Raw genomic sequence first — 17,212 nt, forward strand, 5'->3', positions numbered from 1 at the left:
CGCAAAATGCGCAATCAATCCGATGCGCGCGACGACCAGGTCGTGTGGCCGACGCTTTCAAGCTTGCCCAACGCCTCCACGATGGCGTCGAGCTCCCTGGCGTCGACGCTGGTCGCCGCGAGCGTGGCGATGATCTCGACGCCGTCCTCCCTCTCGCTCTCGCGGATTTCGCGGGCGGGATATTTCGCCTCCTCCAGCCGCGCCTCGAGAATGTCGCGGAGCGCGTCGCGGCTCTGTTCGTCGGTCGTGACGCGGATCTCGAAGGTCGATTCGGTCTGGCTCTCGTCGATCGGCGCGCGCTCGATAATATTGACCAGCGGCCGCAGGAAGGTGTTGCCCGCGAGCACGAAGCCGCACATCAGCAGCGCCTCGGCCGGATGGTCCGCGCCGGCGAAGGCGCCCGTTACCGCCGAGCACCAGATGGTCGCGGCCGTGTTGAGGCCGCGAATGTTCAGGCCCTCTTTCAAAATGACGCCGGCGCCCAGAAAGCCCACGCCGGAGGCGACATAGGCGAGAACCTGCGTCGCGCCCTGATTGCCCATGAGCCGCATGCCGAGGTCGACAAAGGCCGAGGCCCCGAGCGCGACGAGCGCGTTGGTGCGCAGGCCGGCGTTGCGCTGGCGATATTGCCGCTCGGCGCCGATCAGCGTGCCGAGAACGAGCGCGACGAGGAGCGAGACAAAAGTGTTGAGGAATTCGACGCTGTCGAAAGTGACGATGCCGGCCATGGGTCTCCGTCTCAGTAGGAACGACCATCCTTGTGGAAAAACGCCCATCGTCCATCCGGCCCAAGGCGTGCTTCCAGATCGTCATAGGGATATTCCCCGGCATCCCCGGGCGTGCGGTCGCCTATTTCGAGATAAAGCGCGTCTGTGTCGGTTCGATTGACGAGGTGATGGGCGACGCCGCCCGCGGGAAAGCCGGCGCACATGCCGGGCCCGAGCTGCATCTCGCCCTCTTCCGTCACAAGCGTCGGCCGGCCTTCGAGGATATAGACCAATTCGTCCTGCCGGCTGTGACGGTGCATCAGCGCCGACTGGGCGCCCGGCGCGAGGCGGGTGAGGTTCACGCCGAAATTGGCGAGGCCGAAGACGTCGCCCAGCGCCCGTTTCTCCCGCCCCGCGACCCGCGCGGCGAAGGGTTCGGGGTAATTGGAGGGGCGGCTGCGCGGCGCCACAGCCGAGGCCACGATGGCCGGCGGAGGCGCTTTATTAACTTTATCCATGGCCGCGACTTCCTTCCCGTGATCGCGCCCCAATTTGACAGGCGCCCCCCATTCTGACCATCTTCCCGCCCCATGCGCCCGGCGGGCGCGCTGTGGAATAGTCGCGAATGAACGTCGTCATCGTCGAGTCGCCGGCCAAGGCCAAGACCATCAACAAGTATTTAGGCCGCGATTTCAACGTCATAGCCAGCATGGGCCATGTCCGCGACCTTCCCGCCAAGGACGGATCTGTCGATCCGGACGACGATTTCGCCATGGTCTGGGAGATGGACGCGCGCGGCTCGAAGCGCGTCACCGAGATCGCCCAGGCCGTCAAGGACGCCGACAAGGTCATCCTCGCGACCGACCCGGATCGCGAAGGCGAGGCCATCTCCTGGCACCTCATCGAGATCCTGAACAAGAAGAAGGCGCTCAAGGACAAGAAAATCGAGCGCGTCGTCTTCAACGCCATCACCAAGGACGCCGTCCGCGAGGCGATGGCCAATCCGCGCCAGATCGACCAGGCGCTGGTCGACGCCTATCTCGCGCGCCGCGCGCTCGATTACCTCGTGGGCTTCACGCTCTCGCCGGTGCTGTGGCGCAAACTCCCGGGCGCTCGCTCGGCCGGCCGCGTGCAGTCCGTGGCGCTGCGCCTCGTCTGCGACCGCGAGCTCGAAATCGAGAAGTTCGTCGCGCAGGAATACTGGTCGCTCGTCGCGCATCTGAAAACCAAGGCGGGCGAGCCCTTCACGGCCCGCCTCGTCGGCGCCGACGGCAAGAAGATCACGCGCCTCGACATCGGCAAGGGCGAGGAGGCCGAGGATTTCAAGAAGGCGCTCGACGCGGCGAATTTCACCGTGCGCTCCGTCGAGGCGAAGCCCGTCAAGCGGCATCCCTACGCGCCCTTCACGACCTCGACGCTGCAGCAGGAGGCCTCTCGCAAGCTCGGCCTCGCGCCGGCGATCACGATGCGCATCGCGCAGCGGCTTTATGAGGGCGTCGATCTCGACGGCGAGACGGTCGGCCTCATCACCTATATGCGAACCGACGGCGTCGACATGGCGCCCGAGGCCGTGGCGAGCGTGCGCCGCGTGATCGGCAAGGAATATGGCGACCGCTTCGTACCGAACGTCCCGCGCAAATATTCGGCGAAGGCCAAGAACGCGCAGGAAGCGCATGAGGCCATCCGCCCGACCGACGCCGCGCGCCTGCCCAAGCATGTCGCGAAATTCCTGGAGCCGGATCAGGCGCGTCTTTACGAGCTGATCTGGACCCGCACCGTCGCGAGCCAGATGGAATCGGCCGAGCTCGAACGCACCACCGTCGACATCGACGCCAAGGCCGGCGCGCGCAATCTGGAGTTGCGCGCCACGGGTCAGGTCGTGCGCTTCCCCGGCTTCCTCGCGCTCTATCAGGAGGGTCGCGACGACGACGGGGATGAGGAAGGCGGCCGCCTGCCCGCCATGGCGGAAGGCGAGCCGGTCACGCGCGAGAAGATCGACGCGACCCAGCACTTCACCGAGCCGCCGCCGCGCTTTACGGAAGCGACGCTCGTGAAGCGCATGGAGGAGCTCGGCATCGGCCGCCCCTCGACTTACGCCTCGACGCTCGCGACGCTGCGCGACCGCGACTATGTGCGGCTCGACAAGAAGCGGCTCATCCCCGAGGACAAGGGACGCCTCGTCGTCGCCTTCCTCGAAAGCTTCTTCTCGCGCTACGTGGAATTCGACTTCACGGCGTCGCTCGAAGAAAAGCTCGACCTCGTCTCGAACAACGAGGTCGACTGGAAGCAGGTGCTGCGCGACTTCTGGCGGGACTTCTCCGCGGCCGTGAACGAGACGAAGGATCTGCGCACGACGCAGGTGCTCGACAGCCTCAACGAACTGCTCGGCCCGCATATCTTCCCCGCGAAGGAAGACGGTTCCGATCCGCGCCTCTGCCCCGCCTGCAACGCCGGTCAGCTCTCGCTGAAAGTCGGCAAGTTCGGCGCCTTCATCGGCTGCTCGAACTATCCTGAATGCCGCTACACCCGCACGCTCTCGCCGCCGACCGGCGACGCCGCCGCCGATGCGCGGCCGGGCGTGAAGGTTCTGGGCCAGGACCCGGAGAGCGGCGCCGAGATCACGCTGCGCGACGGCCGCTTCGGCGCCTATGTGCAGGAGGGCGAGCAGGAGGAAGGCGGCGAGAAGCCCAAGCGCGCCTCCGTGCCCAAGACGATCAAGCCGGATGAGCTCACGCTGCAGCAGGCGCTGGCGCTCCTGTCCCTGCCACGCGAGGTCGCGAAACATCCGACGACGGGCGAGCCGATCGTCGCCAATATCGGCCGCTTCGGGCCTTACGTGCAGCACGGCAAGACCTACGCCAATGTCGGCCGCGACGATGACGTGCTGACGATCGGCGCCAATCGCGCCATCGACCTCATCGTGCAGAAGGAATCGGGCGGCGGCGGTTCGCGCTTCGGGCGCAGTTCCGAGCCCGGCCGCAATCTCGGCGACCATCCGGAAGGCGGCGCGGTGACGGTGAAGGCCGGCCGCTTCGGTCCTTACGTCAACTGGAAGAAGGTCAACGCCACCATCCCCAAGGCCGTCGATCCGGCGTCCCTGACGCTCGAACAGGCGCTGGAGATGATCGCGGCGAAGGCCGCCGGCGGCGGTTCGACGGGCGGGCGCGTCCTGGGCGAACATCCCGACGGCGGAAGCATCACCGTGCGCGCGGGCCGCTTCGGACCTTACGTCAATCTCGGCAAGGTGAACGCCACTCTGCCGAAGAGCATGTCCGCCGAGGACGTGACGCTCGAAGACGCGATCAAGCTCATCGACGAGAAGGGCGGCGCGCCGAAGAAAAAGGCGCCGGCCAAGAAGGCGCCGGCGAAAGCCAAGAAGGCCATCGAGGACAGCGACGAGACGCCCTTTGCGGACGGCAAGCCCGTGAAGAAAGCGGCGACGAAAAAGGCGCCGGCGAAGAAGGCCGCAGCGAAAAAGGCCGCCCCGGCGAAGAAGCGCGAGACGGCCTAAAAGCCCCGCGCTGAAGGAAAAGGCAACGCCCCCGGGTCGAACCGGGGGCGTTCTCGCTTCCGAGCGGGGTTCTTTACTCGGAGAGGCGCAGCGAACCCAATCCAATGCCGATCTGTGAAAAGGCGGCGTTCAATTGCGAGGCGTCCTCGGCCTTGAAATAATGGTCGTCATTCGTCGCGCAGGATTTCAGAAGCGCGAGCCCCTGGGCGTCGATCGGATCGCCCGGCGTCGAGAAGCCGATGGTGAAGATTTCAATGTCGGCCGCCTTGGCGTTCGCGCAGGACTGGCGGGTCAACTCGTCCTGCATCTGGCGGGCGAGGGTCTGATAGCTGGCGCTGCGATTCGCCGCCGCGGCGAGGGTCGCCTGATGGTTCACGCCGTCGCCGCGCGTCCCATCCGGAAAGCGCCTGTTGATCGCGCCATTGTAGCTGTAATAGCCCGGTGGCTGGTAGGTCGAGCCGGTCGCCGTGTTCGTCATGCTGTTCCAGACATTCTGGCCATCCGTCATGAAGACGATGATCTTGCGGTTTTTCGCCGCGGCATAGGAGCGGCCGCCGGAAAAGGGCGGGTTGGGGGAAAGCGTGCGCCATCCCCACATGAAGCCTTCGTGCAGATTGGTGTTGCCGCCCTCTCGCAGTATGGAAATCTTGCTAAGGACCGTGGATTTCTGTCTCGAGAGCGGGAGCAGCGCCTGCGTGCTCGCGTTCGGGCAGTAGCTATTGGGTCCCGCGCCCCAGCCGTCGCGGGACGGCGAACGATATTTACAGGCGCGCGTCAGGCGGCTCCATTCGCCGCTCACATTGCCGGAGCAGGAACTTGGCGTTTCGCTGAGATAGTGGTTGTCGTAGTCGCTGTCGGCCGGTTCGTCCGGGGCAAGATAGGGCACGAAGAGCGTCTCCGGATTGCTCGGATTCGGCGCCGTGTCCGTGACGTTGAGCGGATAGACCGGCTGCTCGAAACAGCCGCCCCAGTCCCAGGCGCCGCGCAAATTCTTCAAGCGGCTGTAGATGTCGAAGCGGCTCGTGAAGCCCTGCGCCGTGGCGGCCGCCTTGCCGCCAAATGCGATCCAATGCTGGGAATTGTCGCCGCGCGTGTCGATCCAGGCAAGATTGCGGTTGCTCGAAACCGACGGATCGACGGCGACGACGCCCGCCGAGAAAGGCGTGATGGACATCCGCACATTCTGGCTCTTCGAATACATGGCGTTGACGAAGCTGGTCGCGGCGTTCTTCAGCGCCTGCATCTTGCTCGCGCCCCCCGCGCTCGAGGCCATCGAGCCTGAATTGTCGACCACCAGCGCGACCTCGTAGCTCGTATCGGGATCGACGCCCCCCGCAAGATTGGCGCAGGCGCGCGCCGACGCGGTGAGGAATGGAACGCTCGCAATCTTCATGAAGGCGCTGGGCGACGTGATGCGCGACTCGGCGCAGAGCGTCCGCTTGTCCTCGGCGATGGTCACTTTCGTGATGGCCGCCGAGGCGAGCGTGGGCCGGGCGTTCAGGAGAGTCTGAATCTGCCTTTGCGCCTGCGCCGCCGTCGTCGCGTCCGTCATCTTCGCGGCGGCGGAAAGCGTCGCGGCGTCGGTCCCCTGCTGCAATTCCGCGCGGGCGACGGTCAACCGCGTGTAATCCGTCGCCGCGCCGACCATGATCATCGCCGGGATGAAGCTCAGCCCAAACACGATGAAGGCGCTTCCTTCCTCGCTTCCGGCGAAGCCCGCAGCCGGCCGCGGCCCATTCTTCGTATTCCCCATCGCTTCCCCCGTGAGCTTGACCCGCGCCAATGAGCAGTCCTTGCATAGGGAAAACGTATGCTTCAGAATCTTCCATAGTGTTTTCCGCTGGATTGAATTCCCGGTGAATCCGCGTCAAGCTTAACGATTGGTGGGTGGAGGTTCGCCCAGACAAGGGAAAGCGAAAAAGCCGCCCCCGTTTCCGGGAGCGGCGCAGTTTGCCAACGATGGCTGGCTCGCAGGATCGTCAAAAACAAAGCCGCCCCCGGTTACCCGGAGGCGGCGCGCTGTTTTATCGGAGACGAGGCTTACTGCGAGAGGCGCAGCTTGCCGAGGCCGATGCCGATGGACGAGAAGGCGGCGTTCAGGTCGCTGGCGTTCTCGGCCTTGTAGTAGTGATCCGTATTCGTCGCGCAGCTCTTCAGCAAATCGAGCCCCTGCTGGTCGATCGGGTCCGTCGGCGTCGAGAAGCCGATGGTGAAAATCTCGATCCCCGCGGCCTTGGCGTTGGTGCAGGCTTCAAGCGTCATGTCGTCGAGCATGTCTCGGGAAGTCCCCCAGTAGTCCGAAGATTTGTTGGCCGATGCGTTCAGCAGGGTCTGATAGTTGTTGCCGTCGCCATTCGTGCCGTCCGGGAAGCGGTTGTTCTTCGTTCCGTTGTAGCTGTAATAGCCAAGCGCCTGATAGGTCGAACCCACCGCCGTGCTGGTGTTGCTCTGCCAGTTATTGGCGCCGTCGGTCATGAACACCATGATCTTGCGGTTGTTGGGCGCGTTGTAGGAGCGTCCGCCGGCGAAGGGCAGATTTGGGGAGATGGTGCGCCAGCCCCACATGAAGCCTTCATGCAGGTTGGTGTTGCCGCCTTCCTCAAGCTGCGCGATCTTCGACGTCACGGCGGACTGCTGCGTCGTCAGTTGCATGAGCGTCTGCGTCGTCGGGTCGGAGCAGTACCAGTTCGGTCCCTTGCCGCCGCTGCCCGCGGAAGTCACGGCCTTGTATTTGCAGACATTGGTCAGCTTGGCCCAATTGCTGGAAGGCTGAGTGCAGGACGTGCCGCTGTAATCGGAAAGATAGTTGTTGTTGTAGTTGCTGTTGCTCGGCTCGTCCGGCGCGAGATAGGGCATGAACAGCGTCTCGGGATCGCTCGGATTGGGCGCAACGTCGTTGACATTGTTCGGATAGGTCGGCCCTTCGAGACAACCCTTCCAATCCCAGGACGATTTCAGCGTCTTCAGCTTCGTGTAGATGTCGAAGCGGTTGTTGAAACCCTGCGCATTCGCCGCCGCCTTGCCGCCAAAGGCGACCCAGTGCTGGGAATTCTGGCCCTGCTGGTCGAGCCAGGGCAGATTGCGGTTGGCGCTGTTCGTCGGATCGAGCGCGACGACCGCGGCCGCGAAAGGCGTGATCGAGAACTTCACGTTCTGCGACTTGGAATACATGGTGTTCACGAAGCTCGTCGCGGCGCTCCGCAGCGCCTGCATCTTCGAGACGCCGCCCGCGCTCGACGACATGGAGCCGGAATTATCGAGCACCAGCGCAATTTCGTATGTCGCGTCGGGGCTCACGCCGCCCGCGAGATTGGCGCAGGACGTGACCGAGGAGGTCATGTTCGCAACCTGCGCCATCTTCATGAAGGCGTTCTGGATCGTCATTGTCGACGTGGCGCAGAAGGTCTGCTTGTCCTGGCTGATGCTCCCGGTGGTGACAGTCGCATTCGCCAGCTGCGGATTGGAGTTAATGACGACCTGCGCCTGATTGAGCGCTTGCGTCAGGGTCGTGTCGGTCGTCATCTTCGACGCGACGGCGAGCGTCGCGGCGTCCGTGCCCTGCTGCAGCGCGGCGCGGGCGATGGTGAGGCGCGTGTAATCTGTCGCGGCGCCCATCATGAACATGACGGGCACGAAGGCCAGGCCAAAAATCATGAAAGCGTTGCCGCCCTCGCTCGAAATAAAGTCGCGCCGCCCTGCCGACTTGCGCTTAAAGTTGTGAGCCATCGTGATCCCCCAAAACTCCGTAAAATCCCTCGAATTCGACGAGAGTTTTTCCGACCTCGGGGACAAGCTAGGAGGCAACCGTTACGCAATTTCGTATTGGAGCCGGAGAAAGGGCCTTAACCAGCGTGAACCTTAACCGCTCATGTTCGAGGATGCGCAGAAATACAACTAGCAGCACGATCTAGGCTATTCCCTATGCATTAGCACAACCTGAAATGGCGCGGTGGTCGTCCTTGCCCTATGTTGAACAGAGCATTGTTCGGGCAGGCGACTAAATACCTGAAATTTGAGAGAAACCTTGGCGACCAAAAAGACCCCCGAGCAGCCCTCCCGCGAAGAGATCCTCGCCTTCCTGGCGCGTGAGCGCGAGGCGGGCCGCGCGACCAAGATCGGCGTGCGCGAAATCGCCCGCGCCTTTGGACTGAAGGGCGAGGACCGGATCGCCCTGAAGCGCATGTTGTCGGCGCTGGCTGACGAGGGCGTGCTGGAGAAGCGCGGCAAACGCGTCAATCAAAAGGGCGCGCTGCCGCCGGTGACGCTCGTCGACATCACGGCGCGCGACCGCGACGGCGAACTGATCGCGACGCCTGTCGAATGGGACGAGGACGCGCTGGGCGCCGCGCCGCGCATCCTGATCCGCGCGCCGCGCCGCGCCAAGGCGGGCGAGCCCCTGCCCGGCGTCGGCGACCGCGCCCTCGTGCGCGCGGAGCCCGACCGGGACGCCGCGCCCGGCGAGCCGCCTTATGTCGGGCGCGTCGTCAAGCTTCTTTCCCGCACGCGTCATCGCGTGCTCGGCGTGTTGAAGATCGAGCCGAACGGCAATGGCCGCATCCTGCCGATCGACAAAAAGCAGGCGGGCCGCGAGTTGATGGTGGCCGCCGCCGATATTGGCGAGGCGCAGGACGGCGATCTCGTCTCGGTCGATATCGCCGGCAAGACGCGCTTCGGCGCGCCCCGCGCCCGCGTGCGCGAGACGCTCGGCTCGGTTGCGAATGAAAGAGCCGTGAGCCTCATCGCGCTGCGCGCCCACGACATTCCCGACGTCTTCCGAGCGGAAGCCATTGCAGAATCCGAACGCGCAAAGCCCGCGACGCTGCAAGGCCGCGAGGACTGGCGCGAGCTGCCGCTCGTCACCATCGATCCGCCGGATGCGAAGGACCACGACGACGCCGTTCACGCCGCGCCGGATACGGCGCCGGACAATCAGGATGGTTTCGTCCTCACCGTCGCCATCGCCGACGTCGCGCATTACGTGAAGCCCCACGCGCCGCTGGACAAGGACGCTCTGGAGCGCGGCAACTCCGTCTATTTTCCCGACCGCGTCGTGCCGATGCTGCCCGAGCGCATCTCCAACGATCTCTGCTCGCTGCGCGAGAACGAGGATCGCCCCGCGCTCGCCGTGCGCATGCGCGTGACGAACAAGGGCAAGAAGATCGGCCACAGCTTCCATCGCGTGATGATGCGCTCGCGCGCGAAGCTCTCCTATCAGCAGGCGCAGGCGGCGATCGACGGCCAGCCCGACGAGAAGACGAAGCCGCTATTGGAGAGCGTGCTGAAGCCGCTCTACGCCGCGCATGAAGCGCTGCAACATGCACGCAACCTCCGTGCGCCGCTTGATCTCGATCTGCCCGAGCGCAAGATCCTGCTGAAAGCCGACGGAACCTTCGATCGCGTGATCATCCCGCCGCGTCTCGAAGCGCACCGGCTCATCGAGGAATTCATGATCCTCGCCAATGTCGCCGCGGCGGAGACGCTGGAGGAGCACCGCCAGCAGCTCATCTATCGCGCCCATGACGAGCCCTCGAAGGAGAAGGTGACGGCGCTCGGCGAATTTCTTTCGACCATCGGCGTGAAGCTCGCCAAGGGGCAGGTGCTGAAGCCCGCCCATTTCAACGTGATCCTGGAGCGCGTGAAGGGCCTCGAGCACGAGAACATCGTCAATGAGATCATTCTGCGCACGCAGGCGCAGGCCGAATACACGCACGAAAATTACGGTCATTTCGGCCTGAACTTGCGCCGCTACGCGCATTTCACCTCGCCGATCCGACGCTATGCCGACCTCATCGTGCATCGCGCGCTCATCCGCGCCCTGAAGCTCGGCGAAGGCGCCCTGCCCGAAATGCCCGTGAGCGAACTCGCCGAGATCGCCGCGCGCATCTCGGCCGCCGAGCGCCGCGCCATGGCGGCCGAACGCGAGACGGTGGATCGCCTCATCGCCCACCATCTCGTCGACCAGATCGGCGCGCGTTTCGGCGCGCGCATTTCGGGCGTCACCCGGTCGGGGCTCTTCGTGAAGCTGATCGAGACCGGCGCTGACGGCTTCGTGCCCGCCGCGACGCTGGGGCGCGAATATTACTCCTATGACGAGGCGAACCACTCGCTCACGTCGCGCTCGGGCGTGAGCTACCGTCTGGCGGATATAATAGAAGTACGCTTGGTCGAGGCCGCCCCCATCGCTGGCGCGCTGCGTTTTGAGGTCGTGGGCGGCGGCGAGCGTCGCACGCCGCCGAGGAACCCCAAATCCTTCAAGCCCGGACCGCGCGGGGGACGGAAATCGAAAAAGTGAGCGCGCGATTCTGGCGGCGGGGCGGCGCCTGCCTCGCCGTCATCGCGGCGGGCCTCGCGCTTCGGCGCTGGGCGCTCGATCTCGGCGCGCCCTTCTTCGTCTGGAAATATGGCGGGTCCCTTCTTTGGGGGACCATGGTCTATTTTGCGGTCGCGCTTCTCCTGCGCGGACCGACGCACAGAATCGCGGCCGTTTCGGCGGTCATCGCCCTGGTTGTCGAAGTCTCCCGGCTCCACCACACGCCCTGGCTCGACGATTTCCGGCTCACAACGGCAGGCGCGCTTTTGCTTGGGCGTCATTTTTCGTTTTGGAATATCGCGGCTTATCTCATCGGGATCGGGCTTGGGGTGGGCGTCGATGGCTTTCTGGCCCGCCGCGCCCCGCAGAAAGCGCTACAGCCTTGACATCCGGCGCTCCGCACGTATGGTGCGCCCCAATTCGTCCCCCGCCGACTCTCGGAGCGGCGGGATCGATTTTGTTTTTTCACACGAACCGGAACGAGCGAAATGGCCAAGTCCGCCATGATCAAGATCAAGCTCCTGTCCACGGCGGACACGGGCTTCTTCTACGTCACCAAGAAGAACGCGCGCACCAAGACCGAGAAGCTGGTCTTCAAGAAATACGACCCGGTCGTGCGCAAGCATGTCGAGTTCAAGGAAACCAAGATCAAGTAGGGCGGTTTCGCTTTACGGCTGGTTTCAAAAAGGGCTCCGCTTTTGCGGGGCCTTTTTGTTTTGGGGTGCGCCCTCACTCGACCAATGCTGACGCAGGGGCGGACTTCTCCCGCACGCGGGAGAGGAATCGCGTCACAGATTCGGCACCCAACATCAGACGGCTCTCGCTTCAGGGTCGGAGGCGGGTTTTGCAGGCTTAGGAAAAATCGCGCGGCGTCGGCGCCTTCTTCATCATCAGATGAAGGCGGCCGACTGACGATGGCTTCAAGGAGGCCACTCCAACCACCGTCAGCCGGCCAACCCCACGGACCCAGGAGATGCGGCGGACCTGAGCACTCCGCAGGGTATTCGAGTTCTGCCCTTACGCATCAAACGCTTGATTACGACGTGGGCGCTTTTTTAGCCCCCTTCGCCGTCGCCAGATACGCAATCCGATTGGCGGACACCAAGTTACCCCGGCTGCACAAAATTGCAACTATCTGATATGTTTTTTCACAATGACGTCATAGCAAAAGTGAATTCCCGCGACGGCCGGGCGCTTTTCCGCTAAAGAGACGAAAAAATGCGCGCGACCAGCGCGCACGCTTCGGAGGAAATAGATGACTATTCGTAATCTGCGCCTGTTCATCGGGCTCGCGGCGGCTGTCGCTTTGGCCGGCTGCGGCGATCACCAGCCCGGCGACGCCACGGGCGCGAAAGTGTTGCGCAACATTCTGGAAAAGAGCGGCGTCGACGCCAAGATCGTGTCCTTCAAGAAGGTCAACGCCCGCGACGTGAAGCGCGACAAGGTCGAGGCCTTCGAGCTGTTGTATGAGGCGGAAATCCAGTTCCCCGAGGGCTTCGAGGCCAAGTGCCGCGACGAGAAGGAGCGCGGCAAATGCGCCTTCCTCGGCATCGACGAGGATCGCACCTTCGCCAAGAGCGAAGTTCACACCAGCGAAGGCACGCTTCATTTCGTGAAGACCGAAAAGGGCTGGATGGCGGAAGACAACAACGTCTACTGAGCCATTGAGCAAGGACGCGGCCCCGCGCGCGCCGATCATCGTCATTCCGGCGCGGCTGGGCTCGACCCGGCTGCCCGGAAAGGCGCTGGCCGACATTGGCGGGCGCCCGATGATACTTCACGTATGGTCGCACGCGACCGCCGCCGGGCTGGGCCCGGTGGCGGTCGCGACCGACTCGGATGAAATCGCCGCCGTCGTGCGGGCGGCGGGTGGCGCCGTCGCCATGACGACGGGCGCGCATATTTGCGGGAGCGACCGCATCGCCGAGGCGCTCGGCCTGCTCGATCCCGCCGGCCGGCATGACGCCATCATCAACCTGCAAGGCGATAATCCCTCCCTTCCCCAAGGCGCGCTCGGGGCGGCGCTCGATCTCCTCGCGGAGCCCAGCGTCGACATCGGCACGCTCGCCGCGCCCGCGGGGCCGGAAGAACTCGACGATCCGAACGCTGTGAAGCTGGTCGGGACGGAAATCTCTCACAAACGCCTGCGCGCGCTTTATTTCACCCGCGCACGCGCGCCCTGGGGAGAGGGGCCGCTCTTCAAGCATGTGGGCGTCTACGCCTATCGCCGCGCGAGCTTCGAGCGCTACGCCGCCCTCCCCCCGTCCCCACTCGAGCTGCGGGAACGGCTGGAGCAGCTTCGCGCGATGGAGGCCGGGATGCGTATTGACGCGGCCGTGCTGGACAAAGCCGGTCCATCGGTAGATACCGGGCGCGACCTCGCGGCGCTGCGCGCCGCCATCGGGCAAGAAAAACAGTGACACAGCAATATATCGCCTATCAGGGCGAACCTGGCGCGAACTCCGACATCGCCTGCCGCGACGCCTATCCCGACCTGACGCCCCTCCCCTGCGCGAGCTTCGAGGACGCATTCGCCGCAGTGACCGAAGGCCGTGCGCTGCTCGGCATGATCCCGATCGAAAACTCGATCGCGGGCCGCGTCGCGGACATTCATCACTTTCTGCCCCATTCGGGCCTGCATATCGTCGGCGAATATTTTCTGCCGATCCATTTTCACCTGATGGCGCCGAAGGGCGCGACGCGCGAAAGCCTGCGCGCCGTCTACAGCCATGTCCATGCTCTCGGCCAATGCCGCCGCGTGATCCGCGATCTCGGCCTCGTCGCGCATACGGCCGGCGACACGGCCGGCGCCGCGCGTGAAATCGCGGAGTGGAACGATCAGACCAAGGCGGCCCTTGCCCCGCGTCTCGCGGCCGACATTTACGGGCTCGACGTGCTGGCCGAAAACGTCGAAGACGAAGCGCACAATACGACGCGTTCATCGTGCTCTCCGAAGACGCCGCAATGGCCGCCCGTGGGATAGCGGCTCCACCATGACGACCTTCATCTTCCGCGTGCGCAACGTGCCCGCCGCGCTCTACAAGGCGCTCGGCGGCTTCGCGACGAACGGCGTCAACATGACGAAGATCGAAAGCTACATGGTCGACGGCGAATTCGCCGCGACGCGCTTTCTCGTCGACGTCGACGGCCACCCCGAGCAGCCACATGTCGCGCGGGCGATGGAGGAACTCGCCTTCTTCTCGAAGGAAGTGGAGATCCTCGGCGTCTATCCGGCGGCGACCTTCCGCGTGACGAATATTCGCGGCTTCGACTAAGCGCCCGGGGATGCGCCGGCCGGTGGCGCCAATCTTGTGCAAAGGACTGGCCCAACCGGCTAAAAGCCTTTACTAACGGCCGCTGCGGTCGCCGTTAGCCTTCGAGGTGTCAGTATGTCCGTCGCTTATGATCCGAACAATATCTTCGGCAAGATCCTGCGCGGCGAAATCCCCTCGCACAAGGTTTATGAAGACGACCTCACGCTCGCCATCATGGACATCATGCCGCGCGCCGAAGGCCACGTGCTGGTGATCCCGAAGGAAGCCGCGCGCAACCTGCTGGACGTTTCTCCTGCGACGCTGAGCGAATTGATCAAGCGCGTGCAGCATGTCGCCAAGGCGCTGGAAAAGGCCTTCAACGCCGACGGCCTGACTCTGCATCAGTTCAACGAAAGCGCCGGCGGCCAGGTGATCTACCACCTGCATTTCCATCTCCTGCCGCGCTGGGAAGGCGTGCCTTTGCGTCCGCCGGGAACCATGGCCGACGACAAGAAGCTCGCCGAGCAGGCCAAGATGATCCGGGCCGCGATGACGCCGTTTGCAGGATAAGCAAGAGCAAAAAAAAGCGCGCCCGAAGGCGCGCATGTCGGCTTATTCTTCCGCGACCTTCGCGGGCCGTAACACAACGGGCCGCAGCAGGAAGGACGGGACGTGGTCGCCAAGCCCGATGACGGGCGGGCCGTCGTCCTCGTGATGGCGGCGGCGCGGGCGGCGATCGTCGGTCGACCGCAGGCGGACCGGCTCCGCGTCGGGACGACGGGGCGCATGCGCCGGACGGCCCATGGCCACCGGCCCCTCGGCCGCCTCGATATGCTCGACCCGTTCGACACGCTCGGGCCTGCGCTCCGCCCGTTCGCCACGCTCGGACCTGCGGCCGCCACGCTCTCCGCCGCGCTCGCGACGGGCGCCGCGTTCCGCGCGCTCGCCGCGTCCGCCGCGACGGTGCTCGTGGGGACGCGTCGTCTCCAAAGGCGGCGGCAGCGCGTCGAAGGTCGGACCTTCCCATTCGATGGCCTTGCCGATCAGGCTCTGGATCTGATCGACATATTTCATGTCGTCTTCGGTGACGATCGTCAGCGCGACGCCCGATCGCCCGGCGCGGCCGGTGCGGCCAATGCGGTGGACATAATCCTCGCTGTGCGTCGGCACGTCGAAATTGAAGACGTGGCTGACATCCGGAATGTCCAGGCCGCGCGCCGCGACGTCCGAGCAGACCAGAATATCGACGTCGCCATTCTTGAAGGCGTCGAGCGACGCCATGCGCGCGAGCTGGTCCATGTCGCCATGCAGCGCGCCAGCCGGGAAGCCGTGCTTCGTCAGCGAGCGGTGCAGAATCGCGACGTCCCGCTTCCGATTGCAGAAAACAATCGCGTTCTTGAGATTTTCAGCGTTGCGGATGAGGCCGCGCAGCGTCTCGCGCTTGTCGGCGTGGCCATGCGAGGCGACGAGCGCCTGGCGGATGGTGGAAGCCGTGGTGGAGGCGCGGGCGACCTCGACGCGAACCGGATTGTGCAGAAACGCCTCGGTGAGGCGGGTGATCTCCGGCGGCATGGTCGCGGAGAAGAAGAGCGTCTGGCGCGTGAAGGGCACCAGCTTGCAGACGCGCTCGATGTCAGGGATGAAGCCCATGTCGAGCATACGGTCCGCTTCGTCGATGACGAGGATCTCGATGCCGGTGAGCAGCAGCTTGCCGCGGTCGAAGAAATCGAGAAGGCGACCCGGCGTCGCGATCAGCACGTCCGCGCCGCGCATGATCTTGGCTTCCTGATCTCCAAAGGAAACGCCGCCGATGAGAAGCGCCACGTTCAGCTTGTGGTTGGCGCCATATTTAACAAAGCTTTCCTCGACCTGAGCCGCCAGTTCGCGGGTGGGCTCCAGGATGAGAGTTCTCGGCACGCGGGCGCGGGCGCGGCCCTGTTCGAGGCGGCTCAGCATGGGGAGGGTGAAAGCCGCGGTCTTGCCGGTGCCGGTCTGGGCGATGCCCAGAATGTCGCGACCCTGAAGCGCCGGCGGGATGGCCTGGGCCTGGATGGGCGTCGGATTAGCGTAGCCTGCCGCCTGCACGGCCGCGAGAACCTTTTCCGAAAGGCCCAATTCGTCGAATGTCATCAATTATCCTGGTTACGGCTGTACGGACGCGGGTTGGCGATGCGCGCCAGCCGTTCGAGAAGCGCGCAAGATGTCTTCAGAGAGAGGGCGCCGTCGTCGCCGCGAAGACGGATTGGCTCGCGTACGGTCGCCGCAAAGAGGCGCGCGCGAAAGCCACGGCCGCATGCTTGAAGAACAAATGGGCAAATGTCAATGAAATTGCGAGCCCACCCACGTGGATTCTGGGATTTTTTCCCGCCGAGCCGCCCGACAAACTTAATTTTGGGCGTACGCCCCTATTTTCGGGCTTTGCTTTGACCCTTGTCATCGCCGCAGGGCGAGACCGGCGCGGGGCCGCGCAGCGGAATCGTAGCGGTGGTCATCCCGTCGACGCCGACGCTGCGGACAACGGAATAGACCTGGGTCGGCTGCTGCGAGGCGCGCTTGGCGATCCCCTCCATGGTGCGGTCGAAGGCGGACTCGATCAAATCATCTCGGTCCACCATCTTGGACAGAATCTTCGCGCCGAGCACGCTGCATAGGAAAACGGCGGCCGAAAAGGCCGCAAGGCTCCAGACGGGCCCCGAAAGATTGCGGGGCGGCATGCGGTCTTGGTCGAATTCGGACATTGTTTGCGCCTGTCGATTACGGCCCCCTTCTCTATCCTGATATGGTAAATATCTGGTTCACGTGAGTGTTTGCCTGACCAGCGGCGTCGCTTGGCCCTTGCCAATGCGCTCGCGAAGCAGAACACTGGCGCGTCGCGTCGCTGCGCTTTTTCCTCGACCCTGCGGCCGCGGCAAAGAAATTGCTCCATGCGCCCCTGAAAGAACCTTTCACGGGACCTACATGGAAAGGATCAAGGACGAGAACGACGTGGCGGCGTTGACATCCATCAAAACCCAGCAAGAGCTTTTACAGATGGGCGTGGTTCGCTCGGGAGCGGTTCCCGGCGACGTCGGCGCGCTGTCGCCCTTGCGCGCCGGCAAGGAACCCAAGAAATCCGGCGATGGCGGCCCGGGTTCGGGGACCGCGCTGATCACGCGCACGCGTCAACAGACGCGCCGTCCGAACATGTATCGCGTCCTGCTGCTCAACGACGATTACACCACCCAGGAATTCGTGGTGATCGTGCTACGTAAGTATTTCAACAAGTCTGTCGAAGAAGCCACACGCATCATGCTGCATGTCCACAATCACGGCGTCGGCGAATGCGGGGTCTACACATACGAAGTCGCCGAAACCAAGGTCACCCAGGTGATGGACTTCGCAAGGAAGCACCAGCATCCCTTGCAGTGCATCATGGAGAAGAAATAGGGGT

Annotated in this window: 14 protein-coding genes and 1 pseudogene; 9 read left to right on the forward strand and 6 right to left on the reverse strand. The window is 64.2% G+C overall.

Features of this window, described 5'->3' with window-relative positions; all coding sequences use genetic code 11:
- Positions 1-14 precede the first annotated feature (14 nt).
- Both ACPFMJ_RS05455 and ACPFMJ_RS05460 read right to left on the reverse strand, forming a co-directional pair.
- Positions 15-728, reverse strand: a complete 714-nt coding sequence (locus ACPFMJ_RS05455) for an MgtC/SapB family protein (RefSeq protein ID WP_424362831.1) — start codon at positions 726-728, stop codon at positions 15-17.
- Positions 729-739: 11 nt separating this feature from the next.
- On the reverse strand, positions 740-1,225 hold the full coding sequence (locus tag ACPFMJ_RS05460) for a cupin domain-containing protein (protein WP_424362832.1): 486 nt from the start codon (positions 1,223-1,225) through the stop codon (positions 740-742).
- Positions 1,226-1,332: 107 nt separating this feature from the next.
- On the opposite strand from ACPFMJ_RS05460, the gene topA reads away from it, so the two are divergent.
- Positions 1,333-4,218 carry a type I DNA topoisomerase gene (gene topA / locus ACPFMJ_RS05465; protein WP_424362833.1) on the forward strand — a complete coding sequence of 962 codons (2,886 nt, stop codon included), beginning with the start codon at positions 1,333-1,335 and terminating at the stop codon, positions 4,216-4,218.
- Between the two features lie 73 nt (positions 4,219-4,291).
- Here topA and ACPFMJ_RS05470 read toward each other — a convergent pair whose 3' ends face one another.
- Positions 4,292-5,971, reverse strand: a complete 1,680-nt coding sequence (locus tag ACPFMJ_RS05470; RefSeq protein ID WP_424362834.1) for a VWA domain-containing protein — start codon at positions 5,969-5,971, stop codon at positions 4,292-4,294.
- Positions 5,972-6,258: 287 nt separating this feature from the next.
- The gene (locus ACPFMJ_RS05475; protein WP_424362835.1) at positions 6,259-7,944 is read right to left on the reverse strand and encodes a pilus assembly protein TadG-related protein; all 1,686 of its coding nucleotides are present in this window, start codon (positions 7,942-7,944) and stop codon (positions 6,259-6,261) included.
- Positions 7,945-8,242: 298 nt separating this feature from the next.
- Here ACPFMJ_RS05475 and rnr point away from each other — a divergent pair, with 298 nt between their 5' ends.
- The 7 genes and pseudogenes from rnr (at position 8,243) to ACPFMJ_RS05510 (ending at position 14,352) form a co-directional block, all read left to right on the forward strand.
- Complete coding sequence (gene rnr, locus ACPFMJ_RS05480; RefSeq protein ID WP_424362836.1) at positions 8,243-10,510, forward strand: ribonuclease R; 2,268 nt, start codon at positions 8,243-8,245, stop codon at positions 10,508-10,510.
- Positions 10,507-10,914 (forward strand): DUF2809 domain-containing protein, encoded by a 408-nt coding sequence (locus tag ACPFMJ_RS05485; RefSeq protein WP_424362837.1) that lies wholly within the window; start codon positions 10,507-10,509, stop codon positions 10,912-10,914. Before rnr ends, ACPFMJ_RS05485 begins: the two co-directional genes overlap by 4 nt.
- A 102-nt stretch (positions 10,915-11,016) precedes the next feature.
- On the forward strand, positions 11,017-11,184 hold the full coding sequence (rpmG, locus tag ACPFMJ_RS05490; RefSeq protein WP_424362838.1) for a 50S ribosomal protein L33: 168 nt from the start codon (positions 11,017-11,019) through the stop codon (positions 11,182-11,184).
- A gap of 599 nt (positions 11,185-11,783) precedes the next feature.
- Positions 11,784-12,188 (forward strand): hypothetical protein, encoded by a 405-nt coding sequence (locus ACPFMJ_RS05495; protein WP_424362839.1) that lies wholly within the window; start codon positions 11,784-11,786, stop codon positions 12,186-12,188.
- A 4-nt stretch (positions 12,189-12,192) separates the two neighbouring features.
- A complete protein-coding gene (locus ACPFMJ_RS05500) occupies positions 12,193-12,948 on the forward strand; it encodes a 3-deoxy-manno-octulosonate cytidylyltransferase (protein WP_424362840.1) in 756 nt (251 codons plus the stop codon).
- Positions 12,945-13,803, forward strand: a pseudogene (locus ACPFMJ_RS05505) (prephenate dehydratase). Before ACPFMJ_RS05500 ends, ACPFMJ_RS05505 begins: the two are co-directional and overlap by 4 nt.
- Positions 13,804-13,917: 114 nt before the next feature.
- Positions 13,918-14,352 (forward strand): HIT family protein, encoded by a 435-nt coding sequence (locus tag ACPFMJ_RS05510; RefSeq protein ID WP_424362841.1) that lies wholly within the window; start codon positions 13,918-13,920, stop codon positions 14,350-14,352.
- 42 nt (positions 14,353-14,394) lie between these two features.
- On the opposite strand, the gene ACPFMJ_RS05515 is transcribed toward ACPFMJ_RS05510, so the two are convergent.
- A complete protein-coding gene (locus tag ACPFMJ_RS05515) occupies positions 14,395-15,912 on the reverse strand; it encodes a DEAD/DEAH box helicase (RefSeq protein WP_424362842.1) in 1,518 nt (505 codons plus the stop codon).
- A 275-nt stretch (positions 15,913-16,187) separates the two neighbouring features.
- Positions 16,188-16,520 carry a hypothetical protein gene (locus ACPFMJ_RS05520; RefSeq protein ID WP_424362844.1) on the reverse strand — a complete coding sequence of 111 codons (333 nt, stop codon included), beginning with the start codon at positions 16,518-16,520 and terminating at the stop codon, positions 16,188-16,190.
- Positions 16,521-16,812: 292 nt separating this feature from the next.
- Here ACPFMJ_RS05520 and clpS point away from each other — a divergent pair, with 292 nt between their 5' ends.
- A complete protein-coding gene (clpS, locus tag ACPFMJ_RS05525) occupies positions 16,813-17,208 on the forward strand; it encodes an ATP-dependent Clp protease adapter ClpS (RefSeq protein WP_424363793.1) in 396 nt (131 codons plus the stop codon).
- The last annotated feature ends 4 nt before the right edge of the window (positions 17,209-17,212 follow it).

This window comes from Methylocystis parvus (assembly GCF_049675845.1).
Lineage (GTDB): Bacteria > Pseudomonadota > Alphaproteobacteria > Rhizobiales > Beijerinckiaceae > Methylocystis > Methylocystis parvus_A.

What these genes read in the sequence shown, in the direction of transcription:
- ACPFMJ_RS05455 (WP_424362831.1), bottom strand. Translation starts at nt 728, where the DNA reads ATGGCCGGCATCGTCACTTTCGACAGCGTCGAATTCCTCAACACTTTT.
- ACPFMJ_RS05460 (WP_424362832.1), bottom strand. Translation starts at nt 1,225, where the DNA reads ATGGATAAAGTTAATAAAGCGCCTCCGCCGGCCATCGTGGCCTCGGCT.
- topA (WP_424362833.1), top strand. Translation starts at nt 1,333, where the DNA reads ATGAACGTCGTCATCGTCGAGTCGCCGGCCAAGGCCAAGACCATCAAC.
- ACPFMJ_RS05470 (WP_424362834.1), bottom strand. Translation starts at nt 5,971, where the DNA reads ATGGGGAATACGAAGAATGGGCCGCGGCCGGCTGCGGGCTTCGCCGGA.
- ACPFMJ_RS05475 (WP_424362835.1), bottom strand. Translation starts at nt 7,944, where the DNA reads ATGGCTCACAACTTTAAGCGCAAGTCGGCAGGGCGGCGCGACTTTATT.
- rpmG (WP_424362838.1), top strand. Translation starts at nt 11,017, where the DNA reads ATGGCCAAGTCCGCCATGATCAAGATCAAGCTCCTGTCCACGGCGGAC.
- ACPFMJ_RS05495 (WP_424362839.1), top strand. Translation starts at nt 11,784, where the DNA reads ATGACTATTCGTAATCTGCGCCTGTTCATCGGGCTCGCGGCGGCTGTC.
- ACPFMJ_RS05510 (WP_424362841.1), top strand. Translation starts at nt 13,918, where the DNA reads ATGTCCGTCGCTTATGATCCGAACAATATCTTCGGCAAGATCCTGCGC.
- ACPFMJ_RS05515 (WP_424362842.1), bottom strand. Translation starts at nt 15,912, where the DNA reads ATGACATTCGACGAATTGGGCCTTTCGGAAAAGGTTCTCGCGGCCGTG.
- ACPFMJ_RS05520 (WP_424362844.1), bottom strand. Translation starts at nt 16,520, where the DNA reads ATGTCCGAATTCGACCAAGACCGCATGCCGCCCCGCAATCTTTCGGGG.
- clpS (WP_424363793.1), top strand. Translation starts at nt 16,813, where the DNA reads ATGGGCGTGGTTCGCTCGGGAGCGGTTCCCGGCGACGTCGGCGCGCTG.